Source organism: Tahibacter amnicola (genome assembly GCF_025398735.1).
Taxonomy (GTDB): Bacteria; Pseudomonadota; Gammaproteobacteria; order Xanthomonadales; family Rhodanobacteraceae; genus Tahibacter; species Tahibacter amnicola.
Genome location: NZ_CP104694.1, coordinates 3,057,933 through 3,073,112 on the forward strand (window position 1 = coordinate 3,057,933; position 15,180 = coordinate 3,073,112).

Genomic DNA, 15,180 nt, shown 5'->3' on the forward strand with positions numbered 1-15,180 from the left:
CCATGGAATTCCACCATCTCGACGAGCTCCTTCGCAGCAGTGCGGCCGATTTTCGGCTGGCGACGGAAGAGAAAGTGCAGTTACGGGCGATTGGCGCGCAGTCTGACAGTGAGCAGATCCGGCGTTTGCGCAATGCGGCGTTCGCCATCGCCCGGGAACAGATCACCGGGCAGCCGGCGCAGAGCATGGCGGTACTGGGCTGGCTGGAGCAGGTGGTGAAGACCCTGGATGTCTCCGCGGGTATCGCCGCGGCCTCGCACAGTGCGTATTTCACGCCGGGCGATGCGTGCCTGCGCAAGTTGCGCGAACTATGTGGCCGCGCGAAAAACCAGATCGACATCTGCGTCTTCACGCTGGCGGACGATCGGCTGAGCGACGAAGTGTTGGCAGCGCACCGGCGTGGCGTGGCGGTGCGCATCATCACCGACAACGACAAGCGGCTGGATCACGGCAGCGACATTGAGCGGCTGTCCCAGGCAGGGATCGCTGTTCGCGTGGATCGCGGGTCAGCCCATATGCACCACAAGTTTGCGCTGTTTGACACGCGCTGGCTGGCCAATGGCAGTTTCAACTGGACGCGCAGCGCCAGCTTCAGCAATGACGAGAACCTGGTTGTCAGCGACGACGGCTACCTGGTGCGTTGTTTCGGCGGACAGTTTGAACAATTGTGGCAGAAATACGAGCCGTAGGCGCCTCGCGTCCTTGCAGCAGGCGCCCGGAGGCACCGGGTGCGGTTCCCGACACGAATGTTTGCCGTTGCCCCAGTATCACCGCAGGCGTTGGGTGTCCGGCGCTGCCGTTCCCGGAGACAGGGTTTTGAGCAGTCCCTCGACCATTTGCGCGATGTATTGCGGCAGTCGCCGATCCGCCGACAGGTTGTTCGCTTCGTTGACGTAGGTGCGCGCGCGGTCCGGCGCGGACGCCGCGAGCGCCAGCTCGGCCAACGTGACATAGGTGTAGGCGCGTTCGGCCACGATGCGTTGCGGTAACTGCGCGGCGTCGGCGGCGAGTGCGGTTTCGGCGGCCAGGGCCTCGTCCTTGCGTCCCAGCTGGAGCATGGCGCGCAAGCGGATCGCACGCCGGTGCACCAGCGTCGGCGATTTTGGCTTGGCCTGGGGGCTTTCAGTTGCCTGCGCCAGTTCCACCAGCTCCAGCGCCGCTTTCGGTTGGCGCGCCTCCATCATGGCCAGGGCCAGCCAGGTGTAGACGCGGGCGAAACGCGCCGGATGGTTGGTGCCGGATTTCTGCAGGCTCTCCGCACGTGCGCGCGTGGCGCTTACCTCGGCGACGGCTTCCGCGCGGCGATCCGACTCGGCCAGCGCACGGGCGATCTGCGCGCTGATCAGAAGCGCGCTGATCGGGTCTTCGGTGCACAGTTCGCGCGCCTCGCGCATGAGCGCCAACGCCTTGGTGTATTGCCCCAGGTCGCGCTCAAGCGTGGCGACATTGAGGGTGGGAATCGCCAGTGCCGTCGTCGTGCCGGGCGTGGCACGGCGGATGGTCAACGCTTCGTGCAGCAACGGTGCCGCTTCGACCAGGTAACCGATGCGGACCAGATAATTGCCCAGGTAGGTCAGCGGCACCGATATGAAATTGCTGCCCGCCGGATACCCTTCGCGTGCGATGGCCAGTCCACGACGGAAATTGGCTTCGGCCCGGTCCCAGTCGCCAAGGTCTTCCGCGGTGTCTCCCAGCAGCAGGAAGACGGCGTAATCCTCGGGGCGTGGTGTTTCCAGCAATGCCAGCGAGGTGGCGAGCCGTTCGGCAGCCTCGTTGAGTTTTCCGGTGGCCAGCAGTGTGCGCGCCTGGTGCTGCAGCACGTTCATACGTCGCCGTGGCGCCACCGGCACGATCGAGGACTCGATCGCTTCGGCCTTCGCCTGGTCGGCGACGGCCTTGTCCAATTGGCCGAGAAATTCATAGTTGGTCGCGCGAAACAGATAGGCGTCCACCAGCTTCTCGCTCCACTCGGGTTGGTCGGTGAGCAACGCGATCGCCTGGTCCAGCCAGTTGAGCGAGTCGGCGCGCCGCATTTCCGACATCGCGAGGAGGCCCGACTCCAGCGCGATACGCCCCTGCAGGCCGGCATGGGCCTGACTGCTGCGCGCCTGTGCCAGTGCGTCGTCGAGCTGCCGTCGCGCCGATTCGAATTGGCCGAGCCTGGTCTGGATCGCGCCAATGACCATCAGCAGCTCTGCCTTGAGCAACCCGTCGGCCAGATTGGCGTGGGCATCCTGCGCGCCGCGCGCCAGCACCGCGCGGGTGTCGATGAGGTTGCTGTCCTTGGCATCCGGGCTGGCCGCCTCGAACAGGCCGACGAGGAAGCTCTGGACGGTGTGGGCGCGCGCGGACTCTTCGCGAATCCGTGCGGATTGCCAGGCCACGGCCGCGGTCACCCCGATCAGGGCGAGGAAAGCAGCGCTTGCCGTCAACACGCCCCAGCGATGCCGGGCAACGAAACGGGAGGTGCGGTACGACCAGGTCGGCCGGCGCGCCAGTACGGGTTCACCGTCGAGCCAGCGACGCAGGTCATCCGAGAACGCCACGACCGTGCGATAGCGTTCCGCTGGTTCGTCGGCCAGGGCTTTGAGAACCACGGCGTCAAGATCGCGCAGGTGCTTTCCCTGGGGGCGGAGCGCGACGCGTGACGGTGCGCTGACCGGCGGCCGCGGCGTCGTCCGGCTGGTGCCGGCGTGGGGCGGTTGTCCGGCGAGCAGCCGGTAGAGCAGGGCGCCGAGTCCGTAGACGTCCATGGCGGTGCTGGGCGGTGCGCCGTCGAGCTGTTCGGGTGATGCGTACTGCGGCGTCAGCACGCGGCACAGCGTCTGGGTGGCCTCCGCATTGCCGTCGGCCAGCCGCGCGATGCCGAAGTCGAGCAGACGGACATGGCCGTCTGCATCGACCATCACGTTGGAGGGCTTGATATCGCGATGGATCACCAGGTTCTGGTGGGCATGGGCGACTGCCTCGCACACGTCCAGGAACAGCCGGACGATACGCACTGCGTCGCACCCGCGTTCCTCGCACCAGGCGTCGATGGGTTGTCCGTCAACCAGGGCCATGGCCAGCCACGGCGTTCCGTCCTCGCCAATGCCGGTGTCAAACAGCTGGGCGATGCCCGGGTGGTTGAGGCGCGCGAGAATGGCCTGTTCGGCGCGGAAGCGTTCAAGCCCGTTGGCTGCGAGGGCGCCAAGCGTCATCACTTTTACCGCGGCGGCGCGATCGACGCCGTCATGGACCGAGCGTGCGCGATAGACCACCGCCATGCCGCCGCGGCCCAGCTCCTTTTCCAGGGTCCATATCCCGAGCGTGCGTCCGATCAGGCGTTCGGTGACGGCTGCCACGATGAGGGGATGGTCCAGGGGGCCATCCGGTTCGGAATGCGCTTGAAGCATCTGCTCGACACGCTGTCGGACCGCGTCGGGCAACGACAGCGATTCCAGGTGCGTGTTGCGTTGGTCCTGCGGCAACTCCAACAACTCATCCAGCGCGGCATTTGCTGCACGCCAGACATCCAGCGACGGATGCATAGAATGGCGCCCCCCTCGACCTGCGGGTCCCAGCATAGTGGCGTCGGTGCGCCAAAGCGACAAGGAGCTGCTGAACTCCAATGGTCGAGCCCGCATGGGCGCGATGATCTGGAAATCTGGCACTTTTGTTCACTGTACTGCGATACGCGCGCGAAACGACGGCGAGCAGCGACTGCAACAAGGCGCTATGCTGGGCGCGCTGGTGTGTTTTCGGGCCGTACTCAATGAACGAAGTCACTTCGCTGCTTCACGCCATGCGTGAGGGCGACACTGCCGCATTCGGACGTGTTTTCGCGTGGTTGTATCCTGAGTTGTTGCGCATCGCGCGCTCCTGTGTCCGCGATGACGCACGATCCCTGACGCCCACTGCCCTGGTCCACGAAACCTTCGTGCGACTGGTACAGGCTCAGCGTCTGGAACTGCACGATCGCAGCCATTTCTTCGCCTGCGCCGCGCGCGCAATGCGCGCCATCGTCGTGGATCATCTGCGACGACGCAGCGCGCTCAAACGTGACGGAGAATCCGTGCCGATCGACGAAGCATTCCCGATCGCCATTGATCCTTCGGTGGATCTGCTGCAGATCGACAAGGCCCTGGGCTGCCTCGACGAGATCAGTTCGCGTCAACGTGAAGTGGTCGAAATGCGCTTCTTCGGCGGTTTCGAGTTCGAGGAGATCGCCCAGTACCTGGGCTGTTCGCTACGGACCGCCAAGCGCGAATGGGATCGCGCGCGCGCCTTTCTTCACGCTTACATGGCCGAAGAGACCGCGACGGCGACGCGCTGAGCCGGCGCGGCGACGCAGTCTGGATGACCGCTGCGTTTTTCGTAGCGGGCGACGGCGGATGTCATCCGTCGTCTTCGACCAGTACGCGTTGTTCCATGAGGTCGCGAAACGACCGGAAGCGGTAGGCGACCGGGTTCTTGGCGCCGAGAAACCACGCTCCCCATTCCTCGCCAGATCGCACCGACGGTATCAACAGCAGGACGTCGCCGTCGCGGCAGCATGGGCGCTACTGCTGCGAGAGCGTGGTCAGGTGGCTGCCACCAGGGTCTGCCACACCGCGCCGGCAATCGCGCACGCCAGCAACGTCCAGCCCATGCCGATACGCAGGCGCACCATCGCGACCATCGCCGCGACGCTCAGGACAGCAGCAGCGATGTCGATGGACTCCCAGCGCGGGACGTCCAGTTGCAGCCATCCCCACTCGACGCGGTGTACTTCCTGGAAGACGGTGCGCGTGGCGAACCAGACCGCAAGGTTGATCACTACGCCGACAACGGCCGCCGTGATCGCCGACAGCGCTGCATTGATCGAGCGGCTGTGGCGCAGGGCCTCGACGTAGGGAGCGCCGAGGAAGATCCACAGAAAGCAGGGCACGAAGGTGACCCAGACGGTCAAGACGGAGCCGAGTACGCCGGCAACGAGTGGAGAAAGACCAGCCTGGTGCTGGAAGGCGGCCTGGAACGCAACGAACTGCAGGACCAGGATCAACGGGCCTGGCGTGGTCTCGGCCAGCCCGAGGCCGTCGAGCATCTGCGACGGGGTCAGCCAGTGCAGGTCTTCCACGACGCGCTGCGCCACGTAGGCGAGCACGGCATATGCGCCGCCAAACGTGACGACGGCGGTCTGGCTGAAAAGGATACCTTGCTGCGTGATCACCGCGTCGCCGCCGAGCCACACGGCCACCGCCGCTACGGGAAGCAGCCAGATGGGAAGCGCTATCAGCAGCGTAGTGAGCGCACCACGCACGCTCGGCCGGGACAGTGGCCGATCACCGCGGGCGATCGCGGCATCAATCACATAGTGTGTATCGCCGGTCGCCGCGTCGGCCGATGGGCAGGGAAAAGCGCTCGGGACCAGGTAACGTCCGACGATGCCGACCACCGCCGCTCCCAGCACGATGAGAGGAAACGGCACGGCAAACCCGAAGATCGCTACGAACGCGGCCAGCGCGACGATCACTAGCAACCGGCTTTTCAGCGCGCGCCGGCCAATCCGCAGGACAGCGTCAAGCACGATCGCCAGCACGGCCGCCTTCAGGCCGAAGAAGAGCGCGTTGACCAGCGGTATCTGGCCGAGCAGCGCGTAGAGCGTGCTCAAGACCAGCATCGTCAGGAAGCCCGGCAGGACGAACAGGATGCCGGCGACCAGTCCGCCGCGCCTGCCGTGCATCAGCCAACCGATATAGACGGTCAGTTGTTGCGCCTCGGGGCCGGGCAGCAGCATGCAGTAGTTGAGTGCATGCAGGAACCGGGACTCGCTGATCCAGCGCCGCTGTTCCACCAGTTCCCGGTGCATGAGCGCGATCTGCCCGGCCGGTCCACCAAAACTGAGCCAGCCGATCCGCGCCCATACGCGGACCGCGTCGACGAACCGGACGTGTTCGACGGAACTGCTCATTCGCGCGCCATCTGCGCAAATGCAATGCGGGGAACGGCGGGGTCGGCCTGGCAGCGTGCGTAGGCCAGGTTGGCCGCAGCCAGGTCGCTCACGGCAACGCCGGTCGAATCGAGGACGAAGCACTCAGTGGCATTGCTCCGGCCAGCAGTGCGTCCGCTGACGACGTCCGCCAATTCGGCGTGGATGTCGGATTCGCGAACGACGCCCGCGCTGATCGCGTGATGAAGATCTCCCATTTGTGCTGCCTGCGCCAGGCTGTCGGTCACAACGCGAGCCATCTTCAGCACATCCGGCGCCAGTTCCTGCTTGTCGGGGCTGTCAGCTCCGGTGGCGGCAATGAAGCTTCCCGGCTTGACGTCGGCCGCGTGAACCAACGGGCGTCGCGACGGTGTACAGGTCACGAGGACGTCGGCCGCACGGGCGACCGCGCCGGGCGTCGCACACGCATGGACGCGCAGATCATTGCCCGCCTGATTCGCCACTGCGGTCACGCGCGTGTCGTCGACATCGTGGAGATAGAGATCGAGAAAGGGGAAAAGTGTGCGCAGTGCGGCGAGATGATAGCGCGCCTGCAAGCCGCAGCCGATGATGCCCAGTGCGGTGGAGTCCCGTCGCGCCAGCTGGCGCGCAGCGACGGCTGATACGGCCGCTGTCCGTTGTGCGGTGATTTCGACGGAATCCATCAACGCCAGCAGCCGTCCATCGGTGTTGTCGACCAGTGCGACCACGCCTTGAATCGTCGGCAGCCCCGCGTGTGCGGGATTACCCGGAAAGTTGGCGTTGATCTTGATGACGGCTCGTCGCGTCGATGCGGCGGTCTTGACGTGGACGCCACCCCCTTCGCCGAGCACGTGCGTCACTGCGGGCACCTGCAGGCTGGCGTCCGCCATCACGACGAGTGCGTCGTGGACGGCGGCGAGGTAATCGGCTGCGCCGAGATGACGCGACAGGGTGTGTCCGGTCAGCAGGAGCGTGCCACCGGCCTGGATTGTGCTCATGCGGTGCGCCCCTTGGATTCAACCAGCGTGGGATCGGAGAATGCGGTGTGGAGGTGATCCAGGACCGGCATCAGGGACTTGAGCAAGGCATCATCGTCGCCCAGACGGGCGCGGGCGCCTGCCAGCACCGCCGTGAATCCGGCGGCCTCCGGAATGGCCACGCCGCCGACATCGAGGTAGTGCACCATGGCGCCCAGCCGGGCGAGACCGCGGTCGTGTTCAAAGCCGAAACTGGCCAGCAGCACTTCGAAGGTCACCCGTTCGCCGACATGGCTGAAGAGCGCACCGTCAAAATCAAACCCGACGGCCTTGCGCGGACAGTCCTTGATCGATGCGAGCCAGCGAAAGGTGGCCTTCGGATCGATGAACCGGCGGATCAGCCACGCACAGGCGATGCGGTCGACCCACAAGTGGGCACGCGTGGCCCACAGGCGTCCCCGGAAATCGGCCCGATCGCGGCGCGGGATGACGCCAGTTCCCGGGCGGGGTTCATCGGGCGAGAAGTGTGTAGTGATGAGTGTCCGCGCGTCCTCGAATGCCGTTGCCAGCTGGCGACGCGTTGCGGTCGGAAAGAAGTCTACGGCCGCGATGGCGGCCATTTCGCGTTCCAGCGTTGCGAAACGGCGGCGGCAGTCGGTTTCGGTCAGGGTGAGGAGGTCCGCCAGCAGTGCATCCAGTGCCGCGTGCACGACAGCGTAGTCCGTATCGCGATTGAACAGCTGGCGGAACTGGTGCTCCTGGGCCTCATCGGTGCTGTTTACCGTGATGACATGGGCCGTTCCGTCGGCACGCGTGACCTCGTCGGCGACCTGGGTCATCAGTTCCTGCGAGGTGTCTGAGGCGGGCAGCAGGTAAGCGCCGTCACGCAGCGCACCAGCACCCGCCGACTTCAGGCTGCGCCAGATTCGCATCCGGGCGGTCTGGTTTTGCCCGGCGAGGCTGATGACCAGTAAGAGCCAGGCGCCGCTCCGGTCGGTGTTGTCCTCGGGTGTACGGATGGTTCGCAGCATGGGTGTAGTAATCACTACAGAGTAGTAGTAATCTCTACTACACCATTTCCACCGCGTGTGCAATGAGACGACAAGGGGTGAGCTATGAAATGGGTGACGCGTGAACGTCCGAAGATCGACCGGATTGCCTGTCCCTGGCTGGTCGCGCGATTTATTGATCCGGCGGCGGAGTTCCTCTTCGTGCCGCCGTCCCAGGTGCATGCGGTGGCCGCCGAACAGGATGCCATCCCGTTTGATGTCCCGGACGTACCGCTGGGGCATGTGGGCGACCAGTGCAGCTTCGACGCTTTTCTGAAGGCCTGGCCGCAGAACGATCCAGCGCTGGAGATCCTTGCCACGATCGTTCGCGCTGCTGACACGGGACGGCTGGACCTGGCACCGCAGGCGGCGGGCCTGCTGGCGGTATCGCTCGGCCTGTCCCGCTGTCACGCCGATGATCATGCCATGCTGCGGAAAGGCTTTGATCTTTACGATGCGCTTTACGCCTGGTGCAAGGATGCACGCGACGAATCGCATGGCTGGAATGTCGGCGCACTGCGGCAATCGATGCGCCCGCCAGAGTAGGACAGCCGCGTCAATCTGTCGTGACGGATCGGCCGCGTGCTGATCCGCATCAAGGCGGGTGTGCCTCATCCGGGTCAGTCTGGCAGTGACTATCCGGAGATATGACCATGCGTTCCGTTGTATTGCTGCTGGGACTGCTTCCCACCGCCGTCGGCACGGCCCTGGCCGAACCGACCTTGAAACCTGTGGTGGATCTGCGGATCCGCTACGAACACGTTGACGATGCGCGCTTTGCGCACGACGCCCAGGCCCTCACGGTGCGGGCGCGGGCCGGCTTGCAATGGGCGATCTCGCCGACCTGGACTGCACTGGTCGAAGCGGAGGCAACGCAGGCAGTCGGTGCTGACCACTTCAACAGCACCGACAACAGGCGTACGAACTATCCGACCGTGGTTGACCCCGACAACGTCGAGCTCAATCAGGCCTGGGTGGCGTGGGCGCCACGCGACACCTTTCGTGCGGTTGGTGGACGCCAACGCCTGATCTACGAAAACCAGCGATTCATCGGCAACGTGGGGTGGCGGCAGAACGAACAGACCTTTGATGCGATCGATCTGAGCTGGCGTCCGGAGGCAAAGACGACGCTGCGCTACAGCTATCTCGACCGTGTGCAGCGCGTTTTCGGCAACGACCACTCCAACGCCAGTCTCGCCCGATGGGATCTGGACGGACATCTGGTCAGTGCGGCGCGATCGATCGGTCCGGGCACGTTGACCGTGTACGGACACTGGATCGAGAACCGCACGCTTGTCGCGAATTCGCAGCGCAATGCCGGCATTCGCTACGTGGCAAAAGGGGGCAGGGCCGACGGACCGGGCTGGCACGGCACGGCGGAGGTGACGCGCCAGTCCGCTTACGGTGGATCGCATTTCAGTGCCCAGACCTATGTGCTCGCCGAGGGAGGCGTCACCTGGCCGTCGAACAAGATCACCGTCGGCTACGAGCGCCTCGGCGGCGACGGACGCTATGGCTTCTCGACGCCGTTGGCAACCTTGCATGCCTTCAATGGCTGGGCGGATCTCTTCCTCACCACACCGCCATCCGGGTTGCAGGATCGCTACGCAGGATGGAGATACGCAAAAGGGCCATGGGAGTTCCAGCTCTGGCGCCACCGCTACAGCGCGGACGCGGGAAGCCGCGACTACGGGCGGGAATGGAATGCTCTCGCCAGCCGCCGGCTCTCGCCGCGCTGGTCGTCGCAGGTAAAATTTGCCCGTTACGCGAGCGACGGCTTTGGTGCAGATGTCAGCAAGCTGTGGATCAGCGCAGAGTATAAATATTGAGAAAGTGCGGCACGCGCGGTCGTCGCGCGGGCCGCTGGCGCTCAGGCAGCCATGCCGGCGCTGCGTTGGTCGACGACGGAGACGATCTGTCGCGCCAGGTAGTCAAAGTAGTGGTCGATGTAGCTCAGCCCGTTCTCACTGTCCTGCAGGAACGGATTCATCAGCGTGTGCCGCAGAATGACCAGGCGATCGGCGCCGTCGTGATCGGGCAACAGGGTGGCGGGATCAAGATCCAGTGCAGCGAGTACGCGCTGCATGTCCGTCGCGCCCAGGGCCTCCGGGCGCAGCGTCGTGACAGAGCCATAGAACTCGCGCGCCTGGACCGCCTTGTCGGGATCGCAGCGCAGGGTTTCGTATAGCCGCGTCAGGAACGCATTCATTGTCCGGACGTCGCGATTGCCCGCGGGATTGATGGCCAGGCATACGAGATTACTGTCCGGCGCGAACGGAACGCAGACGTGAAAGCGTCCCGCCAGCTGTGCAGCGAACCGCTCGATCCGCTGCGCGAACGCTTCGGCGGAGTGGATGGTTTCCGCTGTGATGCGACCGAACTGGGTGTAGTCGAGTGGCAGTACGCTATGGGTGACATAGACGGCGGCGGCAGCGGCACCGGACTTTGAACCCTCCAGGATGTAGCGTCCGAGCTTGCGGAACCGCGCGAAGTAGTCGTTCCCGGTGCCGCCCGCAAAGACATAATCTGCATCCTCCACCAGCAGCGGCATCGCGCGCTGGTCGCGGCAAATGAAGGCACCGGCGCCATAGGGCAGGTAGCCGAGCTTGTGCGGATCGACGGTGATCGAATCGCTCCCGCCGAGGGCCGCGATAGCGTCATAGCTGTCCCGGCTCGGGAACGCGGAAAATTCCTGCCGCATGTCGGAGAACGCACGTAGCGTGCCCTCTGGTGTTCGGAACAGCGTCGCAAGGTAACCACCCCAGGCAGCGTCGACATGGACGCCAAAGCCAAAACCCGTCGCCGCGTGCTGGTCCCGGCAGGCCAGGATGCGGTGTACGGGATCGATCGTGCCGAACTCGGTGGTCCCCAGTACGGCAACGGTGAGCAATACGGGGCGTCGTTCGGCGCGAAGACGGTTGACCAGGTCGTCCAGGGCGTCGGTGTCCATGCGCATGCCACGCTCCGGCACGGCGAGCAGTTGTGCGCGTCCCAGGCCAAGCAACTTGAGGCCCTTGCTCCAGGAATAGTGCGCGGTCACGGGCGCCAGTACCACCGGCGGCGTGAGCGTGGGATGCCGGGCAAAGAACGCGACCAGTCCCAGTTCCTCGATGCGCTCGGATTGCAACCGCCGCACCCAGTCGTGGCGGGCACTGGGTGTCAGGCCCGACAGCCAGTGCTGCCATTGTCCGACCAGCTCGATGCAGTCCTGGGTGGGTAACGTGAATGCTGCCCAGTCATCATCAGGTAGCGTCAGTCCGGGCGGTGCTGCGGCGCACAGTGCGACGGGAAAGGCTTTCAGGGCCAGTGCGAGGCGCAGCGCCTGGTAGTTGGCGACGGTACCGCCAGATGTAAGATGACCGAAGGCGCAACCGGGATGATGGGGGTCGTCGTTGAAGCCGAGCATGCGTGCCAGCTGAAGCCCCGCCTTGATTTCCAGGTCAATCGTCACTGGCGCTGCATCGTCGCTGACATTGTTCGGGTTATAGGGGAGGGCCAGCATCTGCGCGGCGAGCCCGGGTAGCGCCAGGTCCGATGCCATGTGCCCGAGATACCGAGGACTGTGAAACGGCACCGAGCGTTTGAGCGCTGCCGAGAGACGGTGCAGCTCGCGCCGCATGCGTGCCTCGAAGGCCTGGTAGTCTGCGCGCTGGGTGGCCGTCGTCGGAATGACCGGCGGGTCTTCCGGATGGAAATTGCGTCGCCAGTAGACGTGATCGCGCAGGAACTCGACCGCGAGTTTTTCCAGCAGGACGTCGTTCTCGCCATAGGGGCCGAGAAAACACGGGTACAGAGAAGGGTTGCTCATGCGCGGGGCCGCGGAAAGGGAATGGCACGCTGACAGTGTCGAAAAGCCTGCCGGCCAGTGCCTTGATCTGGATCAGTCTCGAAGGGCCGATTGCGCTTGACCCGGGTCAAGGCGTCCAGCCTGGACCGGTGGCTTACTGGGCGCACCCTTTTGAAGGAAGCGCCCCATGCCACAGTTCGAACTGGATCTGCGCGCCAGTCGCGATACTGCGCAGCAGAATGCCCAGCGTGTGATTGAAACGGCCGCGACCCTGGGCAAAGGCCAATCGATGGTGGCCCAGCTGTCCCAGGTGCCCTCCACGCTGCTGGATCTGCTGGAGGAACTGGGTTTTCGCTATGACCTCAATGTGCGCGGTGCAGAAGACGTCGGTGTCCTCATTACGCGCCGGTCCGGTGAGTGCTGTGGTTGCTGTGGTGGCGGCGATTGATGGGCGATGACATGCCCCTTGTCGACGGCGATACGTTACGCCGGCTGGACCTGCGTGACCTGGCGCCGCCGGAGCCGATGGTCCGTGCCCTCGATGCGGCGATGCAGTTGCGGCCGGGTGAATCGGTTCACGTGCTCACGCCGCTCTACCCACATCCCTTGCTCGAAGCGCTCGGTCAGCTTCCGGTGAGCATTGACGTGGCCATGCTGCCGGCGGGCGGGGTCTGCGTGATGATTGCCTGCGATGGCGCGGATCGCGATTGAAACGGCGCCGCCGGCTTCGGTGCCACTGCGTTTTCTGGCGAGCGCGCCTGCCTGGGGCATGGTGGCTGGTGCCCTGCTCGTGTTCGCGCCCGACGCGGCATTGGCGTCGCGTTGGCACCCGGCGACGCTGGCGATAACGCATGCTGTCACGCTGGGCGTGCTGGGAAACGCCATGTTCGGCAGCTTGCTGCAGTTTCTGCCGGCGGCTGCCGGCGTGCGGCTCTGCGGAGGACGATGGATGGCGGCGGGGGTACATGTGCTGCTCAACAGCGGTGCCGTGCTGCTCGTCTGGGGTCTGCAGGAGTTCTCGGCGGCGCGGCTGCAATGGGGAGCTTTGGCGCTGATGGCGGCGTTTGCCGGCTTGGCCAGCATGACCTTGCCCGGCTTGCTGGGCGCGCGGGCAGCGCGGCTGCTGCGGACCGGGCTTGCGCTTTCCGTCGTTGGCGGCGTGACGACGGCGCTGCTGGGCTGTGCGCTGGTGTCGATCGTGACTGGTTGGCTGTCATGGCCGCTGGTCGAAACGCTCGACCTGCATGTGACGTGGGGCATTGCCGTCTGGATAGGAGTGCTCCTGGTCACGGTCGGAAGGGTCGTGCTACCCATGTTCCTCGGCGTGGCTGCCTACTCCGACTGCCGTCAGCGCGTGGTCCTCGGCAGTCTCGTCGGTGCGGCGGTGCTGGTGACAGTGGGTACTGCACTGGCATACGGACAGTGGCCGTTGCGCCAGTTCATTGGTGCGCTCGGTGCGTGCATCGCCGCGAGCGCGTGCGTTTGGGTCGTGGCGACGGCGCGCGGCCGAAATCCGGGCTTGCGCGCCTACTGGCTGGCGGGACTGGTGGGAATCCTGGCAGCAGGACTGATGGCCAGCGTCGCTGGCGATGACGGCATGGCTGCGGGGACCCTGCTTGTGGTGTGGGCGCTGCCGACCATTGTCGTCGGTACACTGCTGGAGATCGCGACATTTGTCACATGGATCGTGTTGCAGCGATCCAGTGCACGCGGTACGCCGCTGCCCACGCTGCAGCGGTTGCTGCCGGAGCGCCAGAAATTCCTTGGCCTCGGATTGCAATGTGCGTCAGGCGTCCTGTTGCTTCTGGCTGTCCTGCAGCCGACGCCAGCGCACCTGGATGCTGCAGGTTGGAGTTTGCTGGGAAGCTACGCGTGCTTTGCCGGAATGCTGCTCGGACTGCACCGGCAGGCCGGGGCGTTTGTCAGGCTGCAGGGGCGGCATGCATGACTGCAGCCGCGCAACTGGCAGCGCTGCGGGGCCTGATTACCGGCATTGATGATGGCCTGATCATTCTGATGGGGGTGCGCTGCCGTGTAGTGGCGGCGGTCGCGGCCCTGAAGCAGCGCGAAGGCTGGGCGGTGCGAGACCCGCTTCGCGAACGGCGTGTCCTGCGCCGGGCCTTGCGCCTGGGCAAGGCCTGCGGAGTTCCTGCGCTCCAGGCCGGACGCCATTCGCGCATGCTGATGCGCGCGGCGTGTCGTCAACAGCGGCGGACGCAGGCAGCGTGCGCCGTTTCTCCAAACCGGATTGAGAAGGCACGGGACACCATGATTTCCAGACTCCCTTTTCGTTCGCTGGCTACTGATCTTCTGGGACTGCTACCGCCGCCAAAGCGGTTGGCGCCGGTGTTGGCAGCGATTCCTTCGCACTGGCGCGCGCAATGGCTGGAGCGGGCCGTTGGTCAGATCGTCGGCGGTGGCGATGACGAATGGGCGTTCCTGCAGGGGCGTCGCATTGGCATTGAGATCACTGATCTGAACCTGCGTTGGGTCATCGCCTACGGTGAATGCCAGGCCCGCGTGGTGGACGCGCCGGCGGATGCCAGCGTCCATGCGACGGCGGTCGACCTGCTGCTGCTGGCCAGCCGTCTGGAAGATGCAGACACGCTATTTTTCCAGCGCCGCTTACGCCTGACCGGTGACATCGAACTGGGACTGACCTTGCGCAACCGGCTCGACAGCCTTCCGTGGGAATCCATCCCGCTGGCGATCCGCATCCTGCTCAACCGTGGTGCGCGCGCGGCTCGCAGGGCGCGCGATTCGCACCACAAGTTGCGGCATCTGCGTCTCTGTGTCGCTACGGAAATTGCAGCGAAATCGATACGGCAGCGAAGGGCGGACGAGCCTTGACCTGAGTCAAGGCGGGTGCGGGCCACGGGACCGCAGACTCGCGGGCATCCTGTTTGCCGGACACATCCGATGAGCCGACCGCTTTCGCTGGACCACCAAGAACTGATCCGTTGTGCCCATGGCGGCCTTTTCGGCCCTGGGAATGCCCGGTTGCCGGCGCCGCCGATGCTCATGTTCGACCGGATCACGCACATCGATGAGTTCGGCGGTACCCATGGCAAGGGTGTGCTGCAGGCAGAACTCGATGTGCGCCCGGACCTGTGGTTCTTCGACTGCCACTTCGACGGCGACCCGGTCATGCCCGGGTGCCTGGGTCTGGATGCGATGTGGCAGCTGGCCGGCTTCTTCCTTCCCTGGCTCGGGGAACCGGGACGCGGGCGGGCACTCGGCGTTGGACAGGTGAAATTTGCCGGGCAGGTGCTGCCGTCCGCACGCCTGGTGCGCTATCGCATCGATGTGCGCCGTGTTCTGCGCGGAAAGCTGCCAATGGTGATCGCCCACGGTGTCACGTCCGTGGATGGTCGCGACATCTACGTGGCCGAAGGCCTGCGGGTTGGCCTGTTCCGTTCCACGGAGGGCTTTTGA

The 15,180-nt window shown here is 65.1% G+C and carries 14 protein-coding genes; 9 read left to right on the forward strand and 5 right to left on the reverse strand.

All coding sequences use genetic code 11. From position 1 onward, the window contains the following. The first annotated feature begins 2 nt into the window (after nt 1-2). Complete coding sequence (locus tag N4264_RS12770; RefSeq protein ID WP_261697418.1) at nt 3-689, forward strand: phospholipase D-like domain-containing protein; 687 nt, start codon at nt 3-5, stop codon at nt 687-689. A 78-nt stretch (nt 690-767) separates the two neighbouring features. Here N4264_RS12770 and N4264_RS12775 read toward each other — a convergent pair whose 3' ends face one another. Continuing rightward, nucleotides 768-3,530 carry a serine/threonine-protein kinase gene (locus N4264_RS12775; protein WP_261697419.1) on the reverse strand — a complete coding sequence of 921 codons (2,763 nt, stop codon included), beginning with the start codon at nt 3,528-3,530 and terminating at the stop codon, nt 768-770. Between the two features lie 224 nt (nt 3,531-3,754). Here N4264_RS12775 and N4264_RS12780 point away from each other — a divergent pair, with 224 nt between their 5' ends. After that, the gene (locus N4264_RS12780) at nt 3,755-4,315 is read left to right on the forward strand and encodes an ECF-type sigma factor (protein ID WP_261697420.1); all 561 of its coding nucleotides are present in this window, start codon (nt 3,755-3,757) and stop codon (nt 4,313-4,315) included. Nucleotides 4,316-4,561: 246 nt separating this feature from the next. Here N4264_RS12780 and chrA read toward each other — a convergent pair whose 3' ends face one another. The 3 genes from chrA to N4264_RS12795 are packed head-to-tail and all read right to left on the reverse strand — an operon-like array spanning nt 4,562 to nt 7,940. Then, nucleotides 4,562-5,932 (reverse strand): chromate efflux transporter, encoded by a 1,371-nt coding sequence (gene chrA / locus N4264_RS12785; protein WP_261697421.1) that lies wholly within the window; start codon nt 5,930-5,932, stop codon nt 4,562-4,564. Continuing rightward, nucleotides 5,929-6,930, reverse strand: coding sequence for an ornithine cyclodeaminase family protein (locus tag N4264_RS12790; protein WP_261697422.1), 1,002 nt, complete (start codon nt 6,928-6,930; stop codon nt 5,929-5,931). Before N4264_RS12790 ends, chrA begins: the two co-directional genes overlap by 4 nt. Next, nucleotides 6,927-7,940 (reverse strand): chromate resistance protein ChrB domain-containing protein, encoded by a 1,014-nt coding sequence (locus tag N4264_RS12795; protein ID WP_261697423.1) that lies wholly within the window; start codon nt 7,938-7,940, stop codon nt 6,927-6,929. The genes N4264_RS12790 and N4264_RS12795 overlap by 4 nt, the downstream gene beginning before the upstream one ends. Nucleotides 7,941-8,024: 84 nt before the next feature. Between N4264_RS12795 and N4264_RS12800 the strand changes: the two genes are divergently transcribed. Together N4264_RS12800 and N4264_RS12805 are read left to right on the forward strand one after the other, a co-directional pair. After that, nucleotides 8,025-8,504 carry a chromate resistance protein ChrB domain-containing protein gene (locus N4264_RS12800; RefSeq protein ID WP_261697424.1) on the forward strand — a complete coding sequence of 160 codons (480 nt, stop codon included), beginning with the start codon at nt 8,025-8,027 and terminating at the stop codon, nt 8,502-8,504. Nucleotides 8,505-8,611: 107 nt separating this feature from the next. Further along, nucleotides 8,612-9,787 carry an alginate export family protein gene (locus N4264_RS12805; protein ID WP_261697425.1) on the forward strand — a complete coding sequence of 392 codons (1,176 nt, stop codon included), beginning with the start codon at nt 8,612-8,614 and terminating at the stop codon, nt 9,785-9,787. Between the two features lie 41 nt (nt 9,788-9,828). Here the strand turns inward: N4264_RS12805 and N4264_RS12810 are convergent, their stop codons facing one another. Continuing rightward, on the reverse strand, nt 9,829-11,766 hold the full coding sequence (locus N4264_RS12810) for a pyridoxal phosphate-dependent decarboxylase family protein (protein ID WP_261697426.1): 1,938 nt from the start codon (nt 11,764-11,766) through the stop codon (nt 9,829-9,831). A gap of 166 nt (nt 11,767-11,932) precedes the next feature. Between N4264_RS12810 and N4264_RS12815 the strand changes: the two genes are divergently transcribed. The 5 genes from N4264_RS12815 (at nt 11,933) to fabA (ending at nt 15,180) form a co-directional block, all read left to right on the forward strand. After that, complete coding sequence (locus N4264_RS12815; protein WP_261697427.1) at nt 11,933-12,193, forward strand: hypothetical protein; 261 nt, start codon at nt 11,933-11,935, stop codon at nt 12,191-12,193. A gap of 11 nt (nt 12,194-12,204) precedes the next feature. After that, nucleotides 12,205-12,456 carry a DUF2249 domain-containing protein gene (locus tag N4264_RS12820; RefSeq protein WP_261697428.1) on the forward strand — a complete coding sequence of 84 codons (252 nt, stop codon included), beginning with the start codon at nt 12,205-12,207 and terminating at the stop codon, nt 12,454-12,456. Beyond that, complete coding sequence (locus N4264_RS12825) at nt 12,437-13,693, forward strand: hypothetical protein (protein WP_261697429.1); 1,257 nt, start codon at nt 12,437-12,439, stop codon at nt 13,691-13,693. Before N4264_RS12820 ends, N4264_RS12825 begins: the two co-directional genes overlap by 20 nt. After that, complete coding sequence (ubiT, locus tag N4264_RS12830) at nt 13,690-14,595, forward strand: ubiquinone anaerobic biosynthesis accessory factor UbiT (protein WP_261697430.1); 906 nt, start codon at nt 13,690-13,692, stop codon at nt 14,593-14,595. The genes N4264_RS12825 and ubiT overlap by 4 nt, the downstream gene beginning before the upstream one ends. A gap of 69 nt (nt 14,596-14,664) precedes the next feature. After that, nucleotides 14,665-15,180, forward strand: coding sequence for a 3-hydroxyacyl-[acyl-carrier-protein] dehydratase FabA (gene fabA / locus N4264_RS12835; RefSeq protein WP_261697431.1), 516 nt, complete (start codon nt 14,665-14,667; stop codon nt 15,178-15,180).